The 19,534-nt window shown below is 68.3% G+C and carries 19 protein-coding genes; 4 read left to right on the top strand and 15 right to left on the bottom strand.

Translation table 11 applies throughout. The features are described 5' to 3' along the window. Positions 1–62 precede the first annotated feature (62 nt). Both QF206_RS02875 and QF206_RS02870 read right to left on the bottom strand, forming a co-directional pair. A complete protein-coding gene (locus tag QF206_RS02875) occupies positions 63–1,046 on the bottom strand; it encodes an ABC transporter permease (RefSeq protein WP_281487687.1) in 984 nt (327 codons plus the stop codon). Beyond that, on the bottom strand, positions 1,043–2,338 hold the full coding sequence (locus QF206_RS02870; protein WP_281487686.1) for a quaternary amine ABC transporter ATP-binding protein: 1,296 nt from the start codon (positions 2,336–2,338) through the stop codon (positions 1,043–1,045). Before QF206_RS02870 ends, QF206_RS02875 begins: the two co-directional genes overlap by 4 nt. 443 nt (positions 2,339–2,781) lie before the next feature. Between QF206_RS02870 and QF206_RS02865 the strand changes: the two genes are divergently transcribed. Continuing rightward, complete coding sequence (locus tag QF206_RS02865; RefSeq protein WP_281487685.1) at positions 2,782–3,549, top strand: DedA family protein; 768 nt, start codon at positions 2,782–2,784, stop codon at positions 3,547–3,549. Between the two features lie 37 nt (positions 3,550–3,586). On the opposite strand, the gene QF206_RS02860 is transcribed toward QF206_RS02865, so the two are convergent. Continuing rightward, positions 3,587–4,264, bottom strand: coding sequence for a TetR/AcrR family transcriptional regulator (locus tag QF206_RS02860; protein ID WP_281487684.1), 678 nt, complete (start codon positions 4,262–4,264; stop codon positions 3,587–3,589). Positions 4,265–4,392: 128 nt separating this feature from the next. On the opposite strand from QF206_RS02860, the gene QF206_RS02855 reads away from it, so the two are divergent. Further along, positions 4,393–5,463: an App1 family protein gene (locus QF206_RS02855; RefSeq protein ID WP_281487683.1), complete on the top strand. Its 1,071-nt coding sequence runs from the start codon at positions 4,393–4,395 to the stop codon at positions 5,461–5,463. 27 nt (positions 5,464–5,490) lie between these two features. On the opposite strand, the gene QF206_RS02850 is transcribed toward QF206_RS02855, so the two are convergent. Continuing rightward, positions 5,491–6,774: a phosphotransferase family protein gene (locus QF206_RS02850; RefSeq protein ID WP_281487682.1), complete on the bottom strand. Its 1,284-nt coding sequence runs from the start codon at positions 6,772–6,774 to the stop codon at positions 5,491–5,493. Positions 6,775–6,907: 133 nt separating this feature from the next. Here QF206_RS02850 and QF206_RS02845 point away from each other — a divergent pair, with 133 nt between their 5' ends. Beyond that, positions 6,908–7,951 carry an FUSC family protein gene (locus tag QF206_RS02845; protein ID WP_281487681.1) on the top strand — a complete coding sequence of 348 codons (1,044 nt, stop codon included), beginning with the start codon at positions 6,908–6,910 and terminating at the stop codon, positions 7,949–7,951. Between the two features lie 4 nt (positions 7,952–7,955). Here QF206_RS02845 and QF206_RS02840 read toward each other — a convergent pair whose 3' ends face one another. From QF206_RS02840 to QF206_RS02830, 3 genes are read right to left on the bottom strand one after another with little or no spacing between them, the layout of a single operon-like run. Next, positions 7,956–9,161 carry a glycoside hydrolase family 3 N-terminal domain-containing protein gene (locus tag QF206_RS02840; RefSeq protein WP_281487680.1) on the bottom strand — a complete coding sequence of 402 codons (1,206 nt, stop codon included), beginning with the start codon at positions 9,159–9,161 and terminating at the stop codon, positions 7,956–7,958. A gap of 52 nt (positions 9,162–9,213) precedes the next feature. Then, positions 9,214–9,678 carry a hypothetical protein gene (locus QF206_RS02835; RefSeq protein ID WP_281487679.1) on the bottom strand — a complete coding sequence of 155 codons (465 nt, stop codon included), beginning with the start codon at positions 9,676–9,678 and terminating at the stop codon, positions 9,214–9,216. Positions 9,679–9,734: 56 nt separating this feature from the next. Then, positions 9,735–12,320, bottom strand: a complete 2,586-nt coding sequence (locus QF206_RS02830) for a DEAD/DEAH box helicase (RefSeq protein WP_281487678.1) — start codon at positions 12,318–12,320, stop codon at positions 9,735–9,737. A 35-nt stretch (positions 12,321–12,355) separates the two neighbouring features. On the opposite strand from QF206_RS02830, the gene QF206_RS02825 reads away from it, so the two are divergent. Beyond that, positions 12,356–12,595 carry a hypothetical protein gene (locus tag QF206_RS02825; RefSeq protein ID WP_281487677.1) on the top strand — a complete coding sequence of 80 codons (240 nt, stop codon included), beginning with the start codon at positions 12,356–12,358 and terminating at the stop codon, positions 12,593–12,595. Positions 12,596–12,626: 31 nt separating this feature from the next. On the opposite strand, the gene QF206_RS02820 is transcribed toward QF206_RS02825, so the two are convergent. The 8 genes from QF206_RS02820 to fliP all read right to left on the bottom strand — a co-directional run bounded on the left by QF206_RS02820 (position 12,627) and on the right by fliP (position 19,525). After that, positions 12,627–13,268, bottom strand: a complete 642-nt coding sequence (locus QF206_RS02820; protein WP_281487676.1) for a vitamin K epoxide reductase family protein — start codon at positions 13,266–13,268, stop codon at positions 12,627–12,629. A 2-nt stretch (positions 13,269–13,270) separates the two neighbouring features. After that, complete coding sequence (locus QF206_RS02815; protein WP_281487675.1) at positions 13,271–14,035, bottom strand: DsbA family protein; 765 nt, start codon at positions 14,033–14,035, stop codon at positions 13,271–13,273. Between the two features lie 74 nt (positions 14,036–14,109). Beyond that, positions 14,110–14,340 carry a carbon storage regulator gene (locus tag QF206_RS02810; RefSeq protein ID WP_281487674.1) on the bottom strand — a complete coding sequence of 77 codons (231 nt, stop codon included), beginning with the start codon at positions 14,338–14,340 and terminating at the stop codon, positions 14,110–14,112. Between the two features lie 9 nt (positions 14,341–14,349). Beyond that, a complete protein-coding gene (locus QF206_RS02805; protein WP_422785353.1) occupies positions 14,350–16,428 on the bottom strand; it encodes a flagellar biosynthesis protein FlhA in 2,079 nt (692 codons plus the stop codon). Between the two features lie 50 nt (positions 16,429–16,478). Next, entirely contained in the window at positions 16,479–17,660 is a 1,182-nt protein-coding gene (locus QF206_RS02800) for an EscU/YscU/HrcU family type III secretion system export apparatus switch protein (protein WP_281487672.1), read from the bottom strand. Next, positions 17,657–18,418 carry a flagellar biosynthetic protein FliR gene (locus tag QF206_RS02795; protein WP_281487671.1) on the bottom strand — a complete coding sequence of 254 codons (762 nt, stop codon included), beginning with the start codon at positions 18,416–18,418 and terminating at the stop codon, positions 17,657–17,659. Before QF206_RS02795 ends, QF206_RS02800 begins: the two co-directional genes overlap by 4 nt. Before the next feature lies 1 nt (position 18,419). Further along, the gene (fliQ, locus tag QF206_RS02790) at positions 18,420–18,692 is read right to left on the bottom strand and encodes a flagellar biosynthesis protein FliQ (RefSeq protein ID WP_281487670.1); all 273 of its coding nucleotides are present in this window, start codon (positions 18,690–18,692) and stop codon (positions 18,420–18,422) included. Beyond that, positions 18,692–19,525, bottom strand: coding sequence for a flagellar type III secretion system pore protein FliP (fliP, locus tag QF206_RS02785; protein WP_281487669.1), 834 nt, complete (start codon positions 19,523–19,525; stop codon positions 18,692–18,694). The genes fliQ and fliP overlap by 1 nt, the downstream gene beginning before the upstream one ends. Positions 19,526–19,534: the final 9 nt, after the last annotated feature.

Genomic DNA, 19,534 nt, shown 5'->3' with positions numbered 1-19,534 from the left:
GTGACGGTCGGCACGCAGGATCTCTGCGCACACGGTTCACGGATGCCGAGGCATCCGCGAGTTCAAAAGGCGGTGGGGGCGCGCCGCGGCGAGGCGGTCGCGACCTCGACCTCGTCGACTGGCGCTTCGCCGTCCACCACGCGGTCAGCGGGCGCCGAGCCACCTGCCCGCTCGGCGCGGCGACGCTTCGCGGCCGCATCGATGAGCTTGCCGAGCACGGTCTGGTTGGCGCCGAGCGCCGCGGTGAGCCGGTCCAGGAAGATGGCGAGAATCACGACGGAGAGGCCCGCTTCGAAGCCGAGCGCGATGTCGATGCGGTTGAGGCTCGCGACGATCTGACCGCCGAGTCCGCCGGCGCCGACCATGCCGGCGATGACGACCATCGACAGCGCCAGCATGATCACCTGGTTGACGCCGGCCATGATGGTCGGCATCGCAAGCGGCAGCTGGATCTGACGCAGGATGCGCCCTGGCGACGAGCCGAACGCCTGCCCGGCCTCGACCACCTCGCTGTCGACCCTGCGGATGCCGAGCTCGGTGAGCCGCACTCCAGGCGCGAGCGCGAAGATGATCGTCGCCACGATGCCCGGTGTGACGCCCACCCGGAAGAGGATGAGCGCCGGAATGAGGTACACGAAGGCGGGCATGGTCTGCATGAAGTCGAGCACCGGGCGGATGATGCGCGAGGCGACATCCGACTTCGCCGCAAGGATGCCGAGCGGGATCGCCAGCGCGACAGCGATGACACCGGCCACGACGACGAGCGCCAGCGATTCCATTGCGGTGGTCCACTGGTCGACGGCGACGATCAGCATGAAGCCGACCGCTGTGCCGAGCGCGAACTTCCAGCCCTTCACGGCCAGGGCGATCAGCACGAACACCGCGATCACGACCCAGAAGGGGGGCGTCGTGAGCAGCCAATCCAGCCCCTCGTAAAACGCGAGGAAGCCGGTGCGGATGCCGTCGAAGATGCCGGGGACGGCGGCGATGATGCCGCGCACGATCGTCTCGACCCATTCGCCGAGGGGAATCCTCAGGTCGCTCATGCGAGCACCCCCTTCCTGTCGTCACCCTGTTGGTCGGTGGCGAGCACCGCGTCGATCGTGTCGACCGGCACCGTGGGCGGAGGCTCCACAGCGGGGATCTCGCTGGTGTTGCTCGACACATTGCCGAGCGCAGCGAGCAGCGTCACTCGGGGCACGACCCCGACAAGACGGTTCCGCTCGTCGACCACGGCGACGGGCAGAGCGCTCTCGACGGAGGGTTCGAGCAGCGTGTTCAGCGCGGCATCCTGCGTGACGACCGCGTAGTCATCGGTGATGATCGAGGCCAGATCGCTCGAACCGCGGCGGACCAGTCGCATGGCATCGCGATCGCGCACAACGCCCCGAAGCGCTCGGTCTCGCCCGATCACGAAGGCGGCTGAGGTCTGCAGATCGCGCATGGTCTTCAAGGCCACTCGGGGGCCGGCCGTGACCGGCACCACCGACCTCGGCGGCTCCATGGCGCTGGCGGCGGTCAGCACGCGCGACCGGTCGACGTCTTGCACGAATTGCGCGACGTAGTCGTTGGCCGGATCGGTGAGGATCTCCTCGGGTGTGCCGATCTGCACGATCCGGCCCGCGCGCATGACGGCGATCCGGTCACCGAGGAACATCGCCTCGTTCAGGTCGTGAGTGATGAACACGATCGTCTTGCCGAGCTGGCTCTGCAACTCGACGAGCTGCTCCTGCATCTCTCGACGGATGAGCGGGTCAAGAGCGCTGAACGCCTCGTCCATGAGCAGCACGTCGGTGTCCGCGGCGAGGGCGCGGGCGAGCCCGACGCGCTGCTGCATTCCGCCCGAGAGCTGCGACGGCAGCTTCTGCTCCCAGCCGGCCAGCCCGACGAGCTCGATGATCTGCCGAGCTCGCTCGTGACGCTCCGGCCTGCCGATCCCCTGGATCTCCAGCCCGTACGCCACATTGTCGAGCACGGTGCGGTGCGGCAGCAGCGCGAAGTGCTGGAACACCATCGAGACGCGCTTGCGCCGGATGCCGCGCAGTTCGGCGCCGGTAGCGCCGGTGACGCGCTCTCCGGCGATCGTCACGCTGCCCTCGGTCGGTTCGAGCAGCCCGTTGAGCATCCTGATGAGCGTGGACTTGCCGGAACCCGACAGTCCCATCACGACGAAGATCTCTCCGCGGCGAACCTCGAAGCCGGCGTCGATGACGGCGGCGGTCACGTCGCGCAGCTCGTCGCGGGCTACTCCACGGCGAAGCTGCTCGACGGCATCCTTCGGGCGGCGCCCGAACACTTTGTAGAGACCATCTGCTTTCAGGGCGATGTCTTCGGTCACAATGCTCCGTACCGACGCGACGGCGTCGGTGCTGAGTCGGCGGTCCGGGTCAGGACTGCGGCGCACCAGCCCGGAAGAGCAACAGGCAGTGCGTCTAGGGCGCGCATTCGGTAGCGAGCCCGCGCTGTTCCCGACCATACGCACGGCGCGGTGGCACCGGTCGCGGCCTGGGGCGGGTGCTCCTCACCGCGAACCTCTGGTCCGCGCCCGGAGCGCAACCACCGTAGCAAGCCGTTCGAGCGGCCTCTAGTCCTGCCGGATCGGAGCGAACTCTGCCGGATTCCGCATGATTCTGCGGCAGAACAGCTCGTTCTACCGGTAGTGAGCAGGGTTCAAGACGTTACAGCACTGTTACCTGAGAAGGACTCAACTGGCGGCCCGCGCTGGTTCTGGCGCGAAATCGGCTCTGTGACCCGCTCGGATGCCGCCGCTAGGCTCGTGGCGTGAACGACGCCCTCTCGTGGCTGCTGCAGCTCGTCGACAGTGTCGATCCGGTGCTGCGCGTCGTGCTGGCGGGGGTCGGCATCATGCTCGAGACGTCGGTGCTCATCGGGCTCATCGTGCCCGGCGACTCGATCGTGGTCGTCGCAGCGCTCGCGACCGAGAACCCCCTGGTCAACCCTGTGATGTATGTCGCGCTCATGCTGGCGGTGATCGTGGGGGCGCTCATCGGGGAGAGCGTCGGATTCGCACTGGGCCGTTACTTCGGCCCCTGGATCCGCCGCAGCAGGCTCGGCCGTCGAATCGGCGAGTCGAACTGGGTGCGCGCCCAGCAGTATCTCGACCGTCGCGGCGGCATCGCGGTGTTCATCTCGCGGTTCCTCCCGGTGCTGCACTCGCTCATCCCGCTCACGGTCGGCATGAGCACCATGCGATACCGGCGTTTCATGGCGTGGACGACGCCCGCGTGCGTGCTGTGGGCGTTCGTGTACGTCACGGTGGGCGCCACCGCCGGGAACGTGACGCGCGAGCTGATCTCGAAGCAGCTGCACTTCGCGGGCTATGTGCTCGCCGGCATCCTGATCGTCTTCTTCGTCGTCGTCCTGCTCGTGAAGCGGGCGCTCTCCCGAAGTGCGAACCGGCACATGCTCGTGGTGGTCGACCCCGTCACCGGCGAAAGCAAGCCGGTGGGCCAGGCGGATGCCGACACTGCGACAAGCAGCGACTCACCCTCTGAGGAGGATGGTCGGCCGAGTCCCGGGCAAGGGTGATTCAGCAACCGCTCACCGAGCGAGCCGTCGACCGGGTTCAGCGCTTGACAGACCCGCCGAGATGCCGCTGCATCGCCGCTGACATCAGCGTGCGTCCAGCCTCGAGGTGCCGCTTGTCGCCCTTCGGGTCGCGTGCGAACGCACGACCGAGCAGGGCATCGGCCAGAGCGAGGCACACGTGGAAGTCAAAGCGCGCATCGTCGCTGATCGTCAGTCCGAACGATGAGGCGATGCGGTCGAGCGTCTCGTCGGCGATGCGGTCGTAGGCGGTCGCGTCATGGGCGGGCGGGCGCAGATCGAGCACGTCGCCCACGCGCAGCGATGCGAAACTCGGCTCGGTGCGGAACGCGTCGGCGAGGGCGTCGAACACCGCCGTGAGCGCTTCGTCCCAGTCGCCGTGGCCTTCATCGGCGAGCACAGCGTCGAGACGCGCGAGCAGCCTGTCATGGTTGCGCTGCGACAGCGCCTGCAGCACAGCGATGCGATCCGGGAAGTACCGGTACACCGTGCCGATCGAAGCGCCCGCACCCTCGGCCACCATGGCGGTCGTCAGCCGCTCGTACCCGATCTCGTCGACCACGGCGGCGGCCGCGTCGAGCAGCGCGTCCAATCGGGCGGCGCTTCGAGCCTGGACGGGTTCATTCCTGATGAGGGCCTCGTTGCGGGCGGCAGAGGCCTTCTTCGTTCGGGTTTCGACGGAATGCTGTTGGGGCACCGCAGACTCCTATCGTTGTGAGGAAAATATACATCCCCAGTTCTGGGGCGACAGGGGGCTACGGCTGAGAGTTCGAGGCGCGCCACGCGGGTTCGTCGAGCTCGGATCACTCATGCGAGACTTGGGCAATGCCCAGAGCCAGAACGTCGAAGGCGATGCGTGGGCAGCAGGGCCCGATCATGCACTGGGCCGCGCGCATGGAGGACCGGTTCCACCGGTTCCGGCTCCGCCGCGGTCGGCGCCGTGGCCTGGTCACGACGGTGATCCCCTACACCGCGTATGGGCGCACCGCGAACGACCGTCCAGGCTGGGTGCGCGTGCTGTGCCGGGTCGTGCTCACCAGACCGGATGCCGCTGATACCGAGCGCTACCGCAAGGTTCGCGGTTGGCGCGCGTTCTTCAGCATCCCCGTCGGCGACACTCCAGTCATCGTCGACATCGACGGCGTCGAGGTGGAGCTCCTCGCCGACCGCGGCGGCGTGATCGACGCACGGCTCGAATCGACGCTGCAGGCCGGCTGGCAGCAGTTGACGATCAGAACGAACGACACCGAACCGGTGGTGGCACCGGTGTACGTCGTCGACGACCAGGCGCGCCTCGGCATCCTCTCCGATGTCGACGACACCGTCATGGTCACCGCGCTCCCCCGACCGCTGCTCGCGGCCTGGAACGCCTTCGTGGTGCATGAGCATGCCCGTCGCGCGGTGACCGGGATGCCGGTGCTGTATGACCGGCTCGCCCAGGCTCACCCCGAGGCTCCGTTCATCTACCTCTCGACCGGAGCGTGGAACGTCGCCCCGGCGCTCGGCCGGTTCCTCGACCGCAATATGTACCCCCCGGGGCCGCTGCTGCTGACCGACTGGGGTCCGACGCACGACCGGTGGTTCCGCAGCGGCCGTGCGCACAAGCAGAAGAACCTTGAGCGTCTGGCCGAAGAGTTCCCTGACCTCAAGTGGCTCTTGATCGGCGACGATGGCCAGCACGACGAGTCGTTGTACAGCGACTTCGCAGAGCAGCATCCGGATGCCGTGGCGGCCATCGCCATCCGCCGACTCTCGCCCTCCGAGGCAGTGCTCGCGGGAGGTCGGCACAAGAGCGAGCCTCGCGACGACCGCGCCCCCTGGATCTGGGCTCCGGACGGCGCAGGTCTCGCCGATCACCTCGAGGAATTGGGCATTCTGCCGGCAACGCCGAACTGATCGCGTAAGCAGTCATCCCGGCTGGGGTCAGTCCGCCTGGACGACCGCCTCCTGCTGCAACTCGGCCGCGAGAATTCCGGCGGCGTGCAGCAGGTACTCGCGGGGCACCGCATCGCTCAGCGCGTGCGCGAGGAGATGCGTCGCCGCGATGGCCTTCGCGCGCAACGCGAACGACCGGTCTGCCTTGGGCCACCGCCTGATCCAACGCGACGCCAGTTCGGACGCTGTCGCGGCGAGACGCGGCTGATCGCGGTGATACAGGGCCGTGACCACGAGATGGGCGTAGAACGCGGCCGCATCGTCTGCCGGGTCGCCGAGACCCGCCGTATCGATGTCGAGCACGCCGCAGACGTCGCCCCGGCCATCGATGAAGACCTGGCCGATGTGCAGATCGCCGTGCACCGTGACAGGAAGCGCAGCAGGCGTGGCAGCCAGCGTGCGGGCGACCACTTGCCCCACGGTGCCGATGCTCGCGCTGTGCTCCGGCATGAGTGCTGCCAGCCGCTGCTCGTACCAGTCGACGCGAGTCGCGAGGGAGGGTCGGGCGAGCTGGGCGCTTGGAACCGCGGCGATCGCTCGCTGCAGCGCCACGATCTCATCGAGGAAGCGGTCGTGGTCGTCGATGCGGTCAAGACTCGCCGCTGCGGTCGCGCCAGGCAGCGCCGCGAACGCGATCAGGCCTCGGTCGCTCCAGCCCAGCAGCCTCGGCGTAGGCAGGCCCGACTCGTGCCAGGTGGTGTACTTCTCGACGAGAGCGGCGGTCGAGCGCGGGGCGAACACTTTGAGGAATGCGTCCACGCCCTCGGCCTCCGCCCGCACGACAGCGCGCTTCCCCGGCCGGTAGGCAATCAGCGAGAGGGTCAGCTCACGGCACAGCACGCCCATATTGGCCAGCAGCCCCGCAGCCGACTCCGGATAGACCGCGGCAGGAAGGGCGGGCAGCTCGGGATCGCGCGGATACAGCCACACCGCGACCGAGGTGCCGTCGACGTCGCGCAGACTCAGCACGCCGTCGCGCTGCACGGATTCGGGCCGCGTCTCGAGGTACACGACCTGCTGCTGCGTCCCGCCCTCGGGTTGCTCGAGCTCCAGGCGGAAGCCTTCGACGAAGCCGTCTCCGCCGACCTCCAGACCCAGCGAGTGGCCATCGACGAGTCGTCGGCCGAGGGTGTGCGCGATCCGGTCGAGCAGCGGCCAGCGCTCGCTCACCGCGGGGTCGTCGGTCGGCGCGGGTGGCGCGTGGTCGGGGCTTGAGACGCCGCCGGGCGCGGAGTCGCGGAATCCCGCGGGTTCAGTGCTGTGGGTTGGCACCAGCGATGTGGTCCTGATTCGTCGGGTCGGCGTGCGCTGCGAGGCCTCTCAGGCACGAAATGACGGGGCCGTCACTCCATTGTGACCCGAGTTGCGCCACTCGGGATGCCGCGACGCGATCTACGCTGACGTGATGAGCGACGCCCCGGGCTTTGCGAGCACCCTGCGCGCTGAGACGCGCTCCCCTCTGCTGCAAGTGCTGAAGACCTCACTCGCGGCTGTGACGGCCTGGTTGCTGTCGAATCTGCTGCTCGGCCAACCGCTTCCGATCTTCGCGGCCATCGCCGCCCTGCTGGTGGTGCAGCCGAGTGTGACCCAATCGATCACCAAGGGCATCGAGCGCAGTGTCGGAGTGGTGCTCGGCGTGCTCCTTGCATCAGCCGCGGGCGCGCTCTTCGGCGGCTCCACCTGGGTCGTGCTGTCGGTGATCGTGGTGTCGCTCATCATCGCGTGGGCGCTGAAGCTCGGTTCGGGCTCGTCGAACCAGATCCCCATCAGCGCGATGCTGGTGCTCGCGCTCGGGTCGACGCCGGGATACGGGCTCGAACGCGTGGTCGAGACGGTGATCGGAGCGCTCGTCGCACTGCTGGTGAACCTCGCGATCGTGCCACCGGTGGCTACTGAGCCTGCGCACCGCGCCACCACGCGGCTCGTGCTCGCGATCGCCGACTCGCTCGACGACCTCGCTGCGGCCCTTGGCGCACCGCGCACCAGAGACGACGTCGAAGCGATGTATGCGCGGGCTCGGCGTCTGCGCGAGTTGCAGCGCGATGCCGACACCGCCCTGCGGAAGGGCGAGGAGAGCCTCATGCTCAACCCCCGACGCGGACGGCACCGCCGCAGGCTCGAGGAGGACCTCGCCATGCTCACACGCGCGAACCCCCTCGTGACAAGAGTGCTCGGCATGGCCCGAGCGACGCGTGATCACTACGACCGCGCGCTCCCCGAGATACCCGCAGTGCAGGCGATCGTCACTGAGCTCGAACGCGCCGCCCACGACCTGCGCCTGCTCACCACCCCGGCCTCGTCGTCGAGCACCACGATCGAGCTCCCCGCCTTGACCGCGCCGATCGTGGTGCTGCATCCCGATCCTGCGCATTGGATCGTGGTCGGCTCGCTCATGGAAGACCTGCGGCGGGTGCGAGAGGTGATCGTAGGCGCTACCGACGCGGCGTGACGCCTCAGCCGATCGCGCGCCTGCACGACGCGTCGCAGTGCACGAGCACCCCATCGGATGCCGCGAGCCCCCGCCGCAGCGCGAGCACGCGTTCCGCGGCTTCATCGAGCCGCCTCCCGTCGATCGCCCCTGTCTCTGCGGCAGCGATGAGCCCCTGGCGCAGGGTCTGCGGCTCCACGCCGCCGACGAAGAGCAGGAGGTCGGTGCCCGCATTGAGTGAATTGACCGCGTTCGTCACGGCGTCAGCGAACTCCGGGGCGCCTGAGGCGGGCAGCATGTTGAGATCGTCGCTGACGATGACTCCGTCGAAGCCGAGCTCTTCACGCAGCACCTCGTGCCAGCGGGCCGACATCGAAGCCGGTGCGGGGTCGATCGCGTCGAAGCGGAGATGGCCCATCATGACCAGTTCCGCTCCAGCATCGATGCCGGCGGCGAAGGGCTTCGCTGCCGAGTCGCGCCACTGATCAAGCGTGATGCCCGTGGAGGGGATGCTGGAGTGGGAGTCGCCGGCCGCGACGCCGTGTCCCGGAAAATGCTTCAGCGTCGAACGCACCCGGCCCTGCTCCCCCGCGACCGCCCTCGCGACGCGGTCGGAGGCGGCCGTGGGCTCGGCGCCGAGCACCCTTGAGCGGATGAACGAGGAGGGGTCGTCGGTCACGTCGGCGACGATGCCGAAGTTCACGTTGACCCCGAGCGACCGCAGCAGTTCCGCCCGCGCGCGGAAGCTCTCCTCGGTCGCCTCAGGCGGAAGCGATGCGAGCTCCCTAGCAGGCTTTCCGGGGTCCGGCCGCACCCGCTCGACCACACCGCCCTCCTGGTCGATGGCCACAAGCGGAGGCAGGTCGTCGTCTGCAAGGCCAGACGTGACGGTCTGCAGGCCATCGATGGATGGCTCGGGCATGTTGTCGCCCATCAGAATCACGCCCGACAGCTCATTTGCCTCGACGAAATGCGCGAGGGCGGTCTGATCGGTGCCGGGGAGGTGCAGCATCAGCACCGCACCGACCTTTTCTGAGATCGTCATGCGATCGACCGCCTGGCGCGCGAAGTCGGCCGCCGGCGGGGCCGGTCCGTGAGCGGGCTCCGGCACCGGCAGGAGCCCGTGGTGCTCGGTGTCCGAGCCGTTCGACGCGCGAGTCACGTCCGCGTCGTGCGCGGGCGTGCAGCCTCCCAGGACCAGCGCCGTGAGCATCACGGCGATGGACGACACCGGCCAGACAGTCCGGGGGCGACGAGCAACGGGCATCCTGCGAGGGTAGCCGTCAATTCCAAGTGAGCGACGCGAAGTCCTCCGGGCTCAGCCCGAGAGGCTCTGTGCGTGCGGAGACAGTCGCGCGCAAGTCGTCGACCTCGACACCGTCGCGCCGGCAGATGAGAATGCTGTCGGGCAGCGCTCGGAGCTTCGCCATCCTCACCACGATGTGATCGCGGTCGGGGCTGATGCCAGTGATGTGCCAGTGGCCCCAGCGGAACGGGGTCAGGGCTCGCGAGCGTGTGCGGAAGCGGGTGCCCACCCACCGATCCACGCCCCCGATGCGCTTCACGCGGCCGTCGCGCGACTCGACGACGATGAGGTGCCGAAGCATGAGCGGATCGTGCTTGACCACCTCGATCTCGACGCTGAGCCCTGCCGCGTCGGCGCTCACCCAGACCGGGAGGTTGCTGGCGCTCACGTGCCAGGTGCCCGGCAGCACCTCGGCGAGGAGCGCCGGGTCATCGTTGGCCATGCCGACTACCGTACCGGCGCGACGTGCCCGCTTCGCGGACGCCGCGCCCCGAGCCGCTACAGGCGCACGACGGCGACTACCTCGACGATCGCTTCACCTGCGTGATCGCTCTCCGCCAGGTCGACTTCGGCTTCGATGATCCAGTCGTGGTCGCCGACCGGGTCCGCCAGCGTCTGGCGTGCTTTCCAGCGCCCCGGCTCCTCATCGATCGTGATCATGCCCGGGCCGCGGGCGGCGGCATCCGTGCCGATCCAGTCATGCTCTGACCAGTACGGCTCGAGCGCCGCCTGCCACTGCTCGGCCGACCACCCTCGCTCCTCGAGCGCCGCGAGAGCGTCGTACCGCCGCAGCGCCGCCAGCTCGACTCGGCGGAAGAGCTCATTGCGCACCAGCACGCGGAGCGCACGCGCGTTGCTGCTGAGTGCTGGAGGCGCAGGCGGCACGATGGCCTCCTCGCGCGCCGCATGGAGTGCAGGATTCGACAGCTCGGCCCACTCGTCGAGCAGGCTCGAGTCGGTCTGCCGCACGAGTTCGCCGAGCCACTCGATGAGCTCACGAAGCCGCTCACTCTTCAGATTCTCGGGCACCGTCTGGCGCACGGCCCGGTAGGCGTCGCTGAGGTAGCGCAGCAGCACGCCCTCGGAGCGCGCGAGCTGGTAGTGCGACACGTACTCGGTGAAGCTCATCGCACGCTCGGTCATGTCGCGCACAACGCTCTTCGGCGAGAGCTCGAAGTCACGCACCCACGGCTGTGACGCCGCGAAGGTCTCGAACGCCTGCTCGAGGAGTTCGGCGAGCGGTTTCGGGTGCGTCACGTCGTCGAGCAGCTCCATGCGCTCCTCGTACTCGATCCCGTCAGCCTTCATCGCTGCGACGGCCTCGCCGCGGGCCATGAACTGCTGCTGGTTGAGCAGGGCGCGGGGGTCGTCGAGCGTGGCCTCGATGACGCTGAGCTGATCGAGCGCGTATGTCTCGGCATCCGGATCGAGCAGCTCGAGCGCGGCGATCGCGAACGGCGAGAGCGGCTGATTCAGGGCGAAGTCCTCCTGCAGGTCGACGGTGAGGCGGATGCCGTCGGCGCCCGTCTGCAGCAGGTCGGCGGCGCGCAGGGTGCGCGCGATGCTGAGCGCGCGTCGCGCGAGCGCGTACTGCCGGACGGGCGGCTCATGATTGTCGAACACGAGCCGTCGGAGGTGTGCGAGCACGTCGCCACCGCGCGCGATGACGTTGATGATCATGGCGGCTGAGATCCGCATCGAGCTGCGAAGCGGCTCGGGCTCGGCAGAGATGAGCTTCTGCATGGTCTGCTCGCTCCACGACACGAACCCTTCGGGCGCCTTCTTCCGCACCACCCGTCGCTGCTTCTTGACGTCGTCGCCTGCCTTGCGAATTGCCCGCGCGTTCTCGATCTCGTGCTCCGGCGCCTGAACGACCACGGTTCCGGCAGTGTCGAACCCGGCGCGGCCCGCCCGGCCGACGATCTGATGGAACTCTCTCGCGCTGAGTCGGCGTGTCTTCGTGCCGTCGTACTTCGTGAGGCTCGTGAGGAGCACAGTACGGATCGGCACGTTGATGCCGACACCGAGTGTGTCGGTGCCACAGATGACGCGCAGGAGCCCCCGCTGGGCCAGTTGCTCCACGAGCCGACGGTAGCGAGGGAGCATCCCGGCGTGGTGCACGCCGATACCCGCGCGCACGAGCCGGCTGAGCGTCTTCCCGAACCCGGTGGTGAAGCGGAAGTCGCCGATCGCAGCAGCGATCTCATCGCGCGCTTCCCGACCGATGATCCGCGTGCTGAGCAGCGCTTGCGCGCGCTCGACGGCAGCAGCCTGAGCGAAGTGAACGACGTAGACCGGTGCCCGATGGGTCTCGAGCAACTCTTCGATGGTCTCGTTGATCGGGTCGAGCGAGTAACTGAAGTGCAACGGCACGGGACGCTCGACACCGGTCACCAACCCGACCTCGCGGCCGGTGCGGCGCTCGAAATCGTCACTCAGCGCCGTGACGTCTCCGAGGGTCGCCGACATCAGCAGGAACTGCGTCTTCTCGAGCGTGATGAGCGGTACCTGCCACGCCCAGCCCCGCTCGGTGTCGGCGTAGAAGTGGAACTCGTCCATCACGACGACGTCCGCGCCCGCTGCGTCGCCGTGCCGCAGCGCACGATTCGCGAGGATCTCGGCCGTGCAGCAGATGATGGGCGCGTCGGGGTTCACGGCGGAGTCGCCGGTGACCATGCCCACGGCATCCGTTCCGAACAATTCGACCAGGGCGAAGAACTTCTCGCTGACGAGAGCCTTGATCGGAGCGGTGTAGTAGCTGCGGCGTCCCTGCGCGAGCGCGGCGAGGTGCGCACCGATCGCGACGAGCGACTTGCCGCTGCCCGTCGGGGTCGACAAGACCACGTGATCGCTGGCGAAGAGGTGCAGAAGGGCGTCTTCCTGCGCGGGATAGAGACGGATGCCGCGGGCCGAGTTCCACTCGGCGAACCGCTCGAGCAGCTCATCGAGGTCGACGCCGACGCCCTCGCTCGGCCCACCGTCGGCTCGCGCATCACCAGTCTGCTCGGCGGCGGACGAGTGGAGCGAGCGATTCAGCAGGGCGGTCAGCGGCGCGGTTTCGCGGTCGCCGCTGTGGTCGGTCATGATTAAGCGATCATCCCAGAAGGAGCACCACCCCCGTGAATCACTCGCGCCTCAAGTCACTCGCCCTCATCAGCGGCATCCTCGCCTCCACAGGGATCGCGCTGACCCTCGGCGGCGTGGTGTGCGTGATCATCGCCGCAGTACAGGGGTCGTTGCCCTGGGTGATCGGCGGTGCGGCGGCCCTGGTGATCGGCGTCGGCTCGTACGTGGGCGCGCAGCGGCTGGCGTTCAGCGTGACCCGGTCACGCCGGCAGGCACAGGCAGACGCTCGCTGACCCGCGGGTCAGCGCCGGCGGTGCAGCTCGATCAGAGCGCTACGCCGAACCACATCAGCGCGAACTCGCGGTAGAACTTCAGCGCGATCGCGAGGATCACCACGAGATACCAGAGCACGATGATCATCCATCGGTACTCCTGCATCCAGCGGCCGAGACGTCGACCCCTGGTGTTGCCGAAGCGGCCGTACGCGAGCGCGTGGGCGGTCGTCAGCACGATCAGCGGGATCGTCATCGCCCACACCACCATGCACCAGATGCAGAGCGACTCGATCACGTAGAGCGTCTGCGTCTGCAGCCACGTGATGAATACGCCGGCGAGCGTCAGCCCGATCTGCATGCCGATCCAGAACCAGGGACGCAGACGCGCCCCGGCGAGCAGCGCCATGCCGGAGGTGATCATGATCATGAAGCAGGCGACACCGAGCAGCGGGTTCGGGAAGCCGAACAGTGCGCCTGCGGGCGATTCCATGACCGGACCGCACGCCACGAACGGGCTGATGTCGCAGCCGAGTTCGGTGTTCGGGTCGGCGAGCAGGCGATACCGGTCGATCGCAAGAATCATCGAGGCGACGAACGCCACCGCGCCGAGCACGACCCACGCGATCGCGAGTCGGGTCAGCGCGGCTCCGCCGCCCTGTGCCCGCGTTGAAGCTGCTGCTTCTGGGCCCACGGTCAGCCGGCCAGCTCGGCGACCCGCTCGCGGAGGGCGTCCCCGCTCAGCAGCTCAGTGGCCTCGCCGTTGATGAAGAGCGCCGGAGTGCCCTGCACGCCTCGCTTGTTGAGCGCGTCGGCGGTGTTGTCATCGATCCAGCCCATGTACCGGCCGTCTTGGATGCACGAGAGCGTGTCGGCGTCGTCGACGCCCAGGCTCTCGGCGAACGAGCGGAACTCGCCGGTCTTCCAGCCGTCGGTGGACTGGTCGTGGTTCGCGAAGAGCGCGTGGTGCACGGTGTTCCAGAGTTCGGGCTGCCCGGTCGCGACGCAGACCGCGGTGCTGCCCGCGCGCTTGCCGTAGGGCGTGACGATGTTGATCGGGTGGTGCTTCACGACCACCTCGCCACTCGCAGACAGCTCGGAGAACACGTCGCCGACAGCCGCGTCGTAGTCCTTGCAGTGGGGGCAGGAGTAGTCCTCGAAGATGTCGATCTCCACCGGTGCGTCCGGCTCGCCCACCTGAACCGCCGTGCCCTCGATGGCGAACGGCACCTGGTCATTGCCGCCGAGCGACACCGTGGTGTCGACCTCCGGTGTGGCGCCTCCGCCGGCCGGGCGGTTCATGAGCACGACTGCCACGACGATCGCCGCGACGACGAGCACTGCGCCCACCACGACACTGATCTGCGTGATGATGCGCCGGCGGCGCGCAGCTTCTTGCTGCTTGCGGCGCTGCTCATTGACACGCTGCCGTGCCGCGATCTTGTCGTCGTTGCCTGCCACTGCGAATCGCCCTTCGTGTCCCACGAGTCGGATGCCGCGCGCTGCGGCCCGCTCCATCGTATTGGTCGGCGGGGTTACGACTTGCCGAGAACGGCGCGCAAGCGCGCCTCGGCGTCATCACCGGGTGACGCCGCTGCAGCGTTCGACTGCTCGACGGCCTTCACGACCTCGTCGCGTTGAATCCGCAGGCCGCGTGGCGCCTCGATGCCGATGCGAACGCCGTCGCCTCGCGACTCGAGCACCGTGATCACGATGTCGTCGCCGATGAGCACCCGTTCGCCGGGCTTGCGCGTCAGGACCAGCACTTCGCCACCCTATCCCAGCACGCTCGCGGGAGAGCCGGAGGGAGACCCCGAGGGAGACCCCGCTTGTCCGACGGCGATCGCAGCCGGGGCCGCCTGATCATGCACTGGACGTGCGCCCCGCACGACGCCCACGGTCTCGATCGCCACCGAGGCCGACGAGACCTCCTGGTACGAGAGCACCGGCGTACCACCGGCTTGCGCCGCGATGAGGCGCCGCATCGCCGGCCGGAGGGCCGGCGCGCACACGATCGCCGCCGTGTGGTCGCCCGCACCCGATCCGGCCCGTTCGACCGCGCTCCGAACCTCGTCGAGGAAGCCCTCGAGCCGAGAGGGTTCGACTAGCAGTTGGCTTCCGGCATCCGACGGCCGAAGCGACTCGAGCAACTGCTGCTCGAACAGCGGGTCGAGCATGATGACCCGCAGCGTGCGATCGCTGGCATGCGAGGCCACGATGGCCGGGGCGACAGCGGCTCTCGCCGCTTCGGTCAGGGCTTCTGGGTCGGTCGAGGCGCGAGCCCGGAGTGCGATGGCCTCGTAGATTCGCGACAGGTCGGTGATGGCGACCTCCTCAGAGAGCAGATTCTGCAACACGCGCTGCACCTCGGCGAGGCTCAGCGGGCTCGGGGTGAGCTCCTCGACCGCGGCCGGGTTGATGCGCTTCACACCCTCGGTGAGCTGCCTCACGTCTTCGCGGGTGAGCAGTCGGGCCGCGTTGTCGGTGATGACGCGCGAGAGGTGCGTCACGAGCACCGACACCCGGTCGATGACGGTGGCTCCAGCCACTTCTGCCGAGTGGCGGAGCTCATTCGGCACCCAGCGGCCGGGCAGCCCGAAGACCGGTTCCACCGTGGGGGTGCCCGCAAGACCCTCGAGCCCATCCCCAAGCGCGAGCACCGTGCCGCGCGGCGCCGAACCGCGGCCGGCCTCCACGCCGGCCACGCGGATCACGTACTCGGATGCCGCGAGCTCCACGCTGTCGCGGGTGCGCACCGGCGGCACGATGATGCCGAGTTCGAGCGCGAGCTTGCGCCTGAGCGCCTTCACGCGGCCAAGCAGATCATTGCCGGCGCCCGAGACCAGGTCGACGAGATCGGGGGCCAGCAGGATCTCGAGAGGATGCACGCGCATCTGCTCGATGAGTTCCTCAGTGGTGTCGGAGGCCGGTGACGGCGGCGTGATCGCCTCGAGGGCGTCAGCCCGTGCGGCATCCGCCGCCTTGATGCGCTGGGCGGTGAAGATGAGCAGGCCGCCCGTCAGCACGAACGGGAGGATCGGCATGCCGGGGATGCAGGCCATCACGATGGCGGCGGCGCCAGCGATCTGTAGGGCGGTGCGCGATTGACCGAGCTGCGCCGAGGCGGTCGTCCCCAGGTCGTTCTCGGCGTTCGAACGGGTGACGATCATGCCCGTCGCGACCGCCATCAGCAATGCGGGGATCTGGGTGACGAGTCCATCGCCGATGGTCAGCAGCGTGTAGGTGTTGACCGCATCGCCGAGCTCCATGCCCCGCTGCGCCATGCCGAGCGCGATACCACCGACGACATTGATGATGATGATCACGATGCCGGCGATCGCGTCGCCCTTGACGAACTTCGAGGCGCCATCCATCGCGCCGTAGAAGTCGGCTTCCGCCGCGACTTCGGCACGGCGCGCGCGGGCCTGCTCCTCGGTGATCAGCCCCGCGTTCAGGTCGGCGTCGATCGCCATCTGCTTGCCCGGCATGGCGTCGAGCGTGAAGCGGGCACCAACCTCGGCCACGCGCTCGGCACCCTTGGTGACCACGATGAACTGGATGACGACCAGGATGAGGAAGACGACCGCTCCGATCACGATCGATCCTCCGACGGTGATCTGCCCGAACGCGGCGATCACCTGCCCCGCGTAGGCGTCGCCAAGCACGAGCCTCGTCGACGCGACGTTCAGACCGAGCCGGAACAGCGTGGCCGCGAGCAGCAGCGACGGGAACACGGAGAAGTCGAGGGGCTTCTTCGCGAACATCGTCGTGAGCAGAATCACCAGCGCGAGCAGGATGTTGATGATGATCAGCACGTCGAGCATCGGCGCTGGAACCGGCACGATGAGCAGCATCAGGATGCCGACCACCCCGACGGGAACGAGCAGCCTCGAGTAGTTGCGATTCACCTGGTACCTCCGGAAACACGGTCTTCGGCTGGAGCATCGTCTTGCGCAGTAGTGCTTGCGGCGACGTCTTCAGCGGAGTGCTCAGTAGCAGGGAGTGACGAGCCCCGCGGGTCGATGCGGTGCACCCCGCCTTGCGAGCCGCGGCGTTTCAGCGCCATCACGAAGGCGAGCACGGTCGCTACCGCGTTGTACAGCTCGATTGGGATCTCGTCTCCGATATCGCACACTGAGTGCAGCGCGCGGGCCAAGGGCTTGTCGTGCACCATGGGCACTCCGTGCCGCTCCGCCTCGGTTCGGATGCGGGCCGCGATCACGCCTCGACCCTTCGCCACCACGCGAGGCGCCGACTTGCCCTGCTCATAGCGGAGCCCAACAGCGAGGTGCGTCGGGTTCAGAAGCACCACATCGGCCCCCGCGACCGCGGCGATCATGCGGTTGCGGCTCATCGCCAACTGCCTCGATCTGCGCTGCTGCCGGATGAGCGGGTCGCCCTCGCTGTTCTTGTGCTCGTCGCGCACCTCGCGCTTGGTCATGCGTGTGTGCTTGCGATTGCGTCGGGCGACGACGAGCACGTCGACGATCGCGAGCGCGATGCCGGCGATCACAGCCGCCTGGATGAGTGCTCCAATGCCGGATGCCGCAGCATCCAGCAGTGCGGCGATCGGCAGCGCCCCTGCCGACAGCAGGTGCGGCATGAGCCCCTGCACCACCGCGACCAGCACGAGCCCGACGACGGCGGTCTTCAGCAGAGCTTTCGCGCCCTGCCAGAGCGCCTGCGTGCCGAAGACCCGCTTCGTGCCCTTCACGAGGTCGAACTGCTCGAACCGCCCTCGCAGGGGCTTCAGATGCACGCCGCCTTGCACTGCTGCCCCAGCGACGACGACCGCGGCGACCGTCGCGAGCAGCGGCAGCATGATGCTCCCCGTCGCCCCCAAAGCCTCTTCGAACACCGCGAACGCTCTGGCCGGTTCCGGGTTCGCGATCACTCCCCCAGTGCGCAGCACGGAGTCGCCCATCGCTCCGGCTCCCAGCACGACCGTGCCGGGGAGCACCGCTCCCCCGGCGGCGATGCCGAGCCAGGCGGTGAGGTCTTGTGAGCGGCTGAGCTGTCCCTTGCGCCGAGCCTCACGCATCCGTTTCGGCGTGGCTTGTTCGGTGCGCTCCCCGGTGTCGGTCATCGGCCCGCCCCCGGAAGCAACGCGAGGGCGTCACGCGTGAGCGAGTCGATCACATGCGGAATCGCGACGACCACGATCGGCACGAGCATCAGTGTCACGAGGATCTTCAGCGGGAACCCGAGAGCGAAGGCGTTCAGTGCCGGAGCCACCCTCGTGAGCAGTCCGAGCCCCGCATCGGCGAGGAACAAGACGATCAGGAGCGGGCCGGCGATCTGCACCGCGGCGAGGAACAGCTCGGTGACAAGCGTTGCAGCGAGCGCCACCGGGTCAGAGAACTCGACCGATCCTCCAGGCGGCACGGCGGTGAAGCTGCGCGCGAGCCCGGCGAGGATGAGCTGATACCCGCCGGTGACGAAGAGCAGGGCGAGCGCGACGAACTGGAACAGCCGGGTGAATTGCGCGCCATTGACCATCGCCTGCGGGTCGAAGGCTTGCGCGAGTTGGAACCCGCCGAACACGTCGATGAGGTTCCCGGCCGACTGCACCGCGGCGAAGACGACCATGACGAGCAGACCCAGCACGGCGCCCCCCACCGCCTCGACCGTCAGTGCCGTGATGAACTCGCCGGCGCCCGCCGCGCCGGCCGGTGTCGCGAACTGGGGTGACAACGCGAGTGCGAGCCCGATGGCAAGCATCGCCTTCACCCGCGCGGGGAATCCCCGGTAGGCGAATGGCGGTGCGATGACGAGGAACAGGGTCACTCGCACGGCCGCGAGCATGAACTGCTGCAGCCACCCGTAGTCGATCGAGATCGGCATCTCAGCCGCCGAGCAGGGTCGGGATGCGGGCGAACAACTCGTGCGTGAACGAGACGAGCTCGGAGATCATCCAGTGCCCCGCCACGACCAGCGCGATGGCGACCGCGACGGCCTTGGGAACGAATGAGAGGGTGATCTCCTGGATCTGCGTGATCGACTGCAGCAGGGAGATCGCGAAGCCGACGACGAGCGCAGTGATGAGGATCGGCGCAGCGAGCTTGGCCGTGATCTCGAGTCCGCGGAGCGCGATGTCGAGGACCGCCCCGCCGTCCATCAGCGGGCCCCCATGTAACTGCCGACGAGCGCCGTGACGATGAGGCCCCAGCCGTCGACGAGCACGAAGAGCAGGATCTTGAACGGCAGCGAGATCATGACCGGGGGCAGCATCATCATGCCCATCGACATGAGCGCGGCCGCCACGACCAGGTCGATCACGAGGAACGGGATGAACACCACGAAGCCGATGATGAAGGCCGCGCGCAACTCGGAGAGCATGAACGCCGGGATGAGCGTGGTGAGCGCGACGTCGGCAGGGCCTTCCGGGTTCTCGAGGCCTCCGACGCGAGTCATGAGCGCGAGGTCCTCTTCGCGCGTGAAGGCGAACATGAACTCCCGCAGTGGCGCGACGCCGAGCTCGAGCGCCTGCTCGAAGGTGATCGCGCCGTTCATATAGGGCTGTGCGGCGACGTCGTTGATCTCGCCGATGACCGGCGCCATCACGAATAGCGACAGGAACAGCGCGAGCCCCGCGAGCACCTGGTTCGGTGGAATCGAGGGCAGCGACAGGGCGTTCCTGGCCATGGCGAGCACCACGAAGATCTTCGTGAACGACGTCATCATGAGCAGCAGCGCCGGCGCGACTGAGAGCAGCGTGATCGCGATCAGGGTGACGACGGCCGCCGAGGGTTCGCCATCGGGCCCGTTGATCTCGACGCTGAAGCCGTTCCCCGTGCCTGGGTCAGCGGGGGCGGTGGGCGGTGTCGGAGCGATCGGCTCATCCGGGTCACCGGGCGCGGCGTACGCGGCCGGCACTGCTCCCGCCAACAGCAGAAGCAGGGTGATCGGCAGGATGCCGGCGAGCAGCACCCCGGCACGGCGAAGTGTCATCGACCTTGC

The organism is Ruicaihuangia caeni (assembly GCF_029952955.1).
Taxonomy (GTDB): domain Bacteria; phylum Actinomycetota; class Actinomycetes; order Actinomycetales; family Microbacteriaceae; genus Ruicaihuangia; species Ruicaihuangia caeni.
Note: the sequence above shows the minus strand (reverse complement) of the source record. Positions and strands in the feature narration are given on the sequence as shown.

Coding starts and splice junctions, on each gene's coding strand:
- QF206_RS02855 (WP_281487683.1), top strand. CDS start 4,393: ATGCCCAGAGCCAGAACGTCGAAGGCGATGCGTGGGCAGCAGGGCCCG.
- QF206_RS02835 (WP_281487679.1), bottom strand. CDS start 9,678: ATGGCCAACGATGACCCGGCGCTCCTCGCCGAGGTGCTGCCGGGCACC.
- fliQ (WP_281487670.1), bottom strand. CDS start 18,692: ATGGACGGCGGGGCGGTCCTCGACATCGCGCTCCGCGGACTCGAGATC.
- QF206_RS02845 (WP_281487681.1), top strand. CDS start 6,908: ATGAGCGACGCCCCGGGCTTTGCGAGCACCCTGCGCGCTGAGACGCGC.
- QF206_RS02830 (WP_281487678.1), bottom strand. CDS start 12,320: ATGACCGACCACAGCGGCGACCGCGAAACCGCGCCGCTGACCGCCCTG.
- QF206_RS02795 (WP_281487671.1), bottom strand. CDS start 18,418: ATGCCGATCTCGATCGACTACGGGTGGCTGCAGCAGTTCATGCTCGCG.
- QF206_RS02800 (WP_281487672.1), bottom strand. CDS start 17,660: ATGACCGACACCGGGGAGCGCACCGAACAAGCCACGCCGAAACGGATG.
- fliP (WP_281487669.1), bottom strand. CDS start 19,525: ATGACACTTCGCCGTGCCGGGGTGCTGCTCGCCGGCATCCTGCCGATC.
- QF206_RS02805 (WP_422785353.1), bottom strand. CDS start 16,428: ATGCTGCTCATCGTGCCGGTTCCAGCGCCGATGCTCGACGTGCTGATC.
- QF206_RS02875 (WP_281487687.1), bottom strand. CDS start 1,046: ATGAGCGACCTGAGGATTCCCCTCGGCGAATGGGTCGAGACGATCGTG.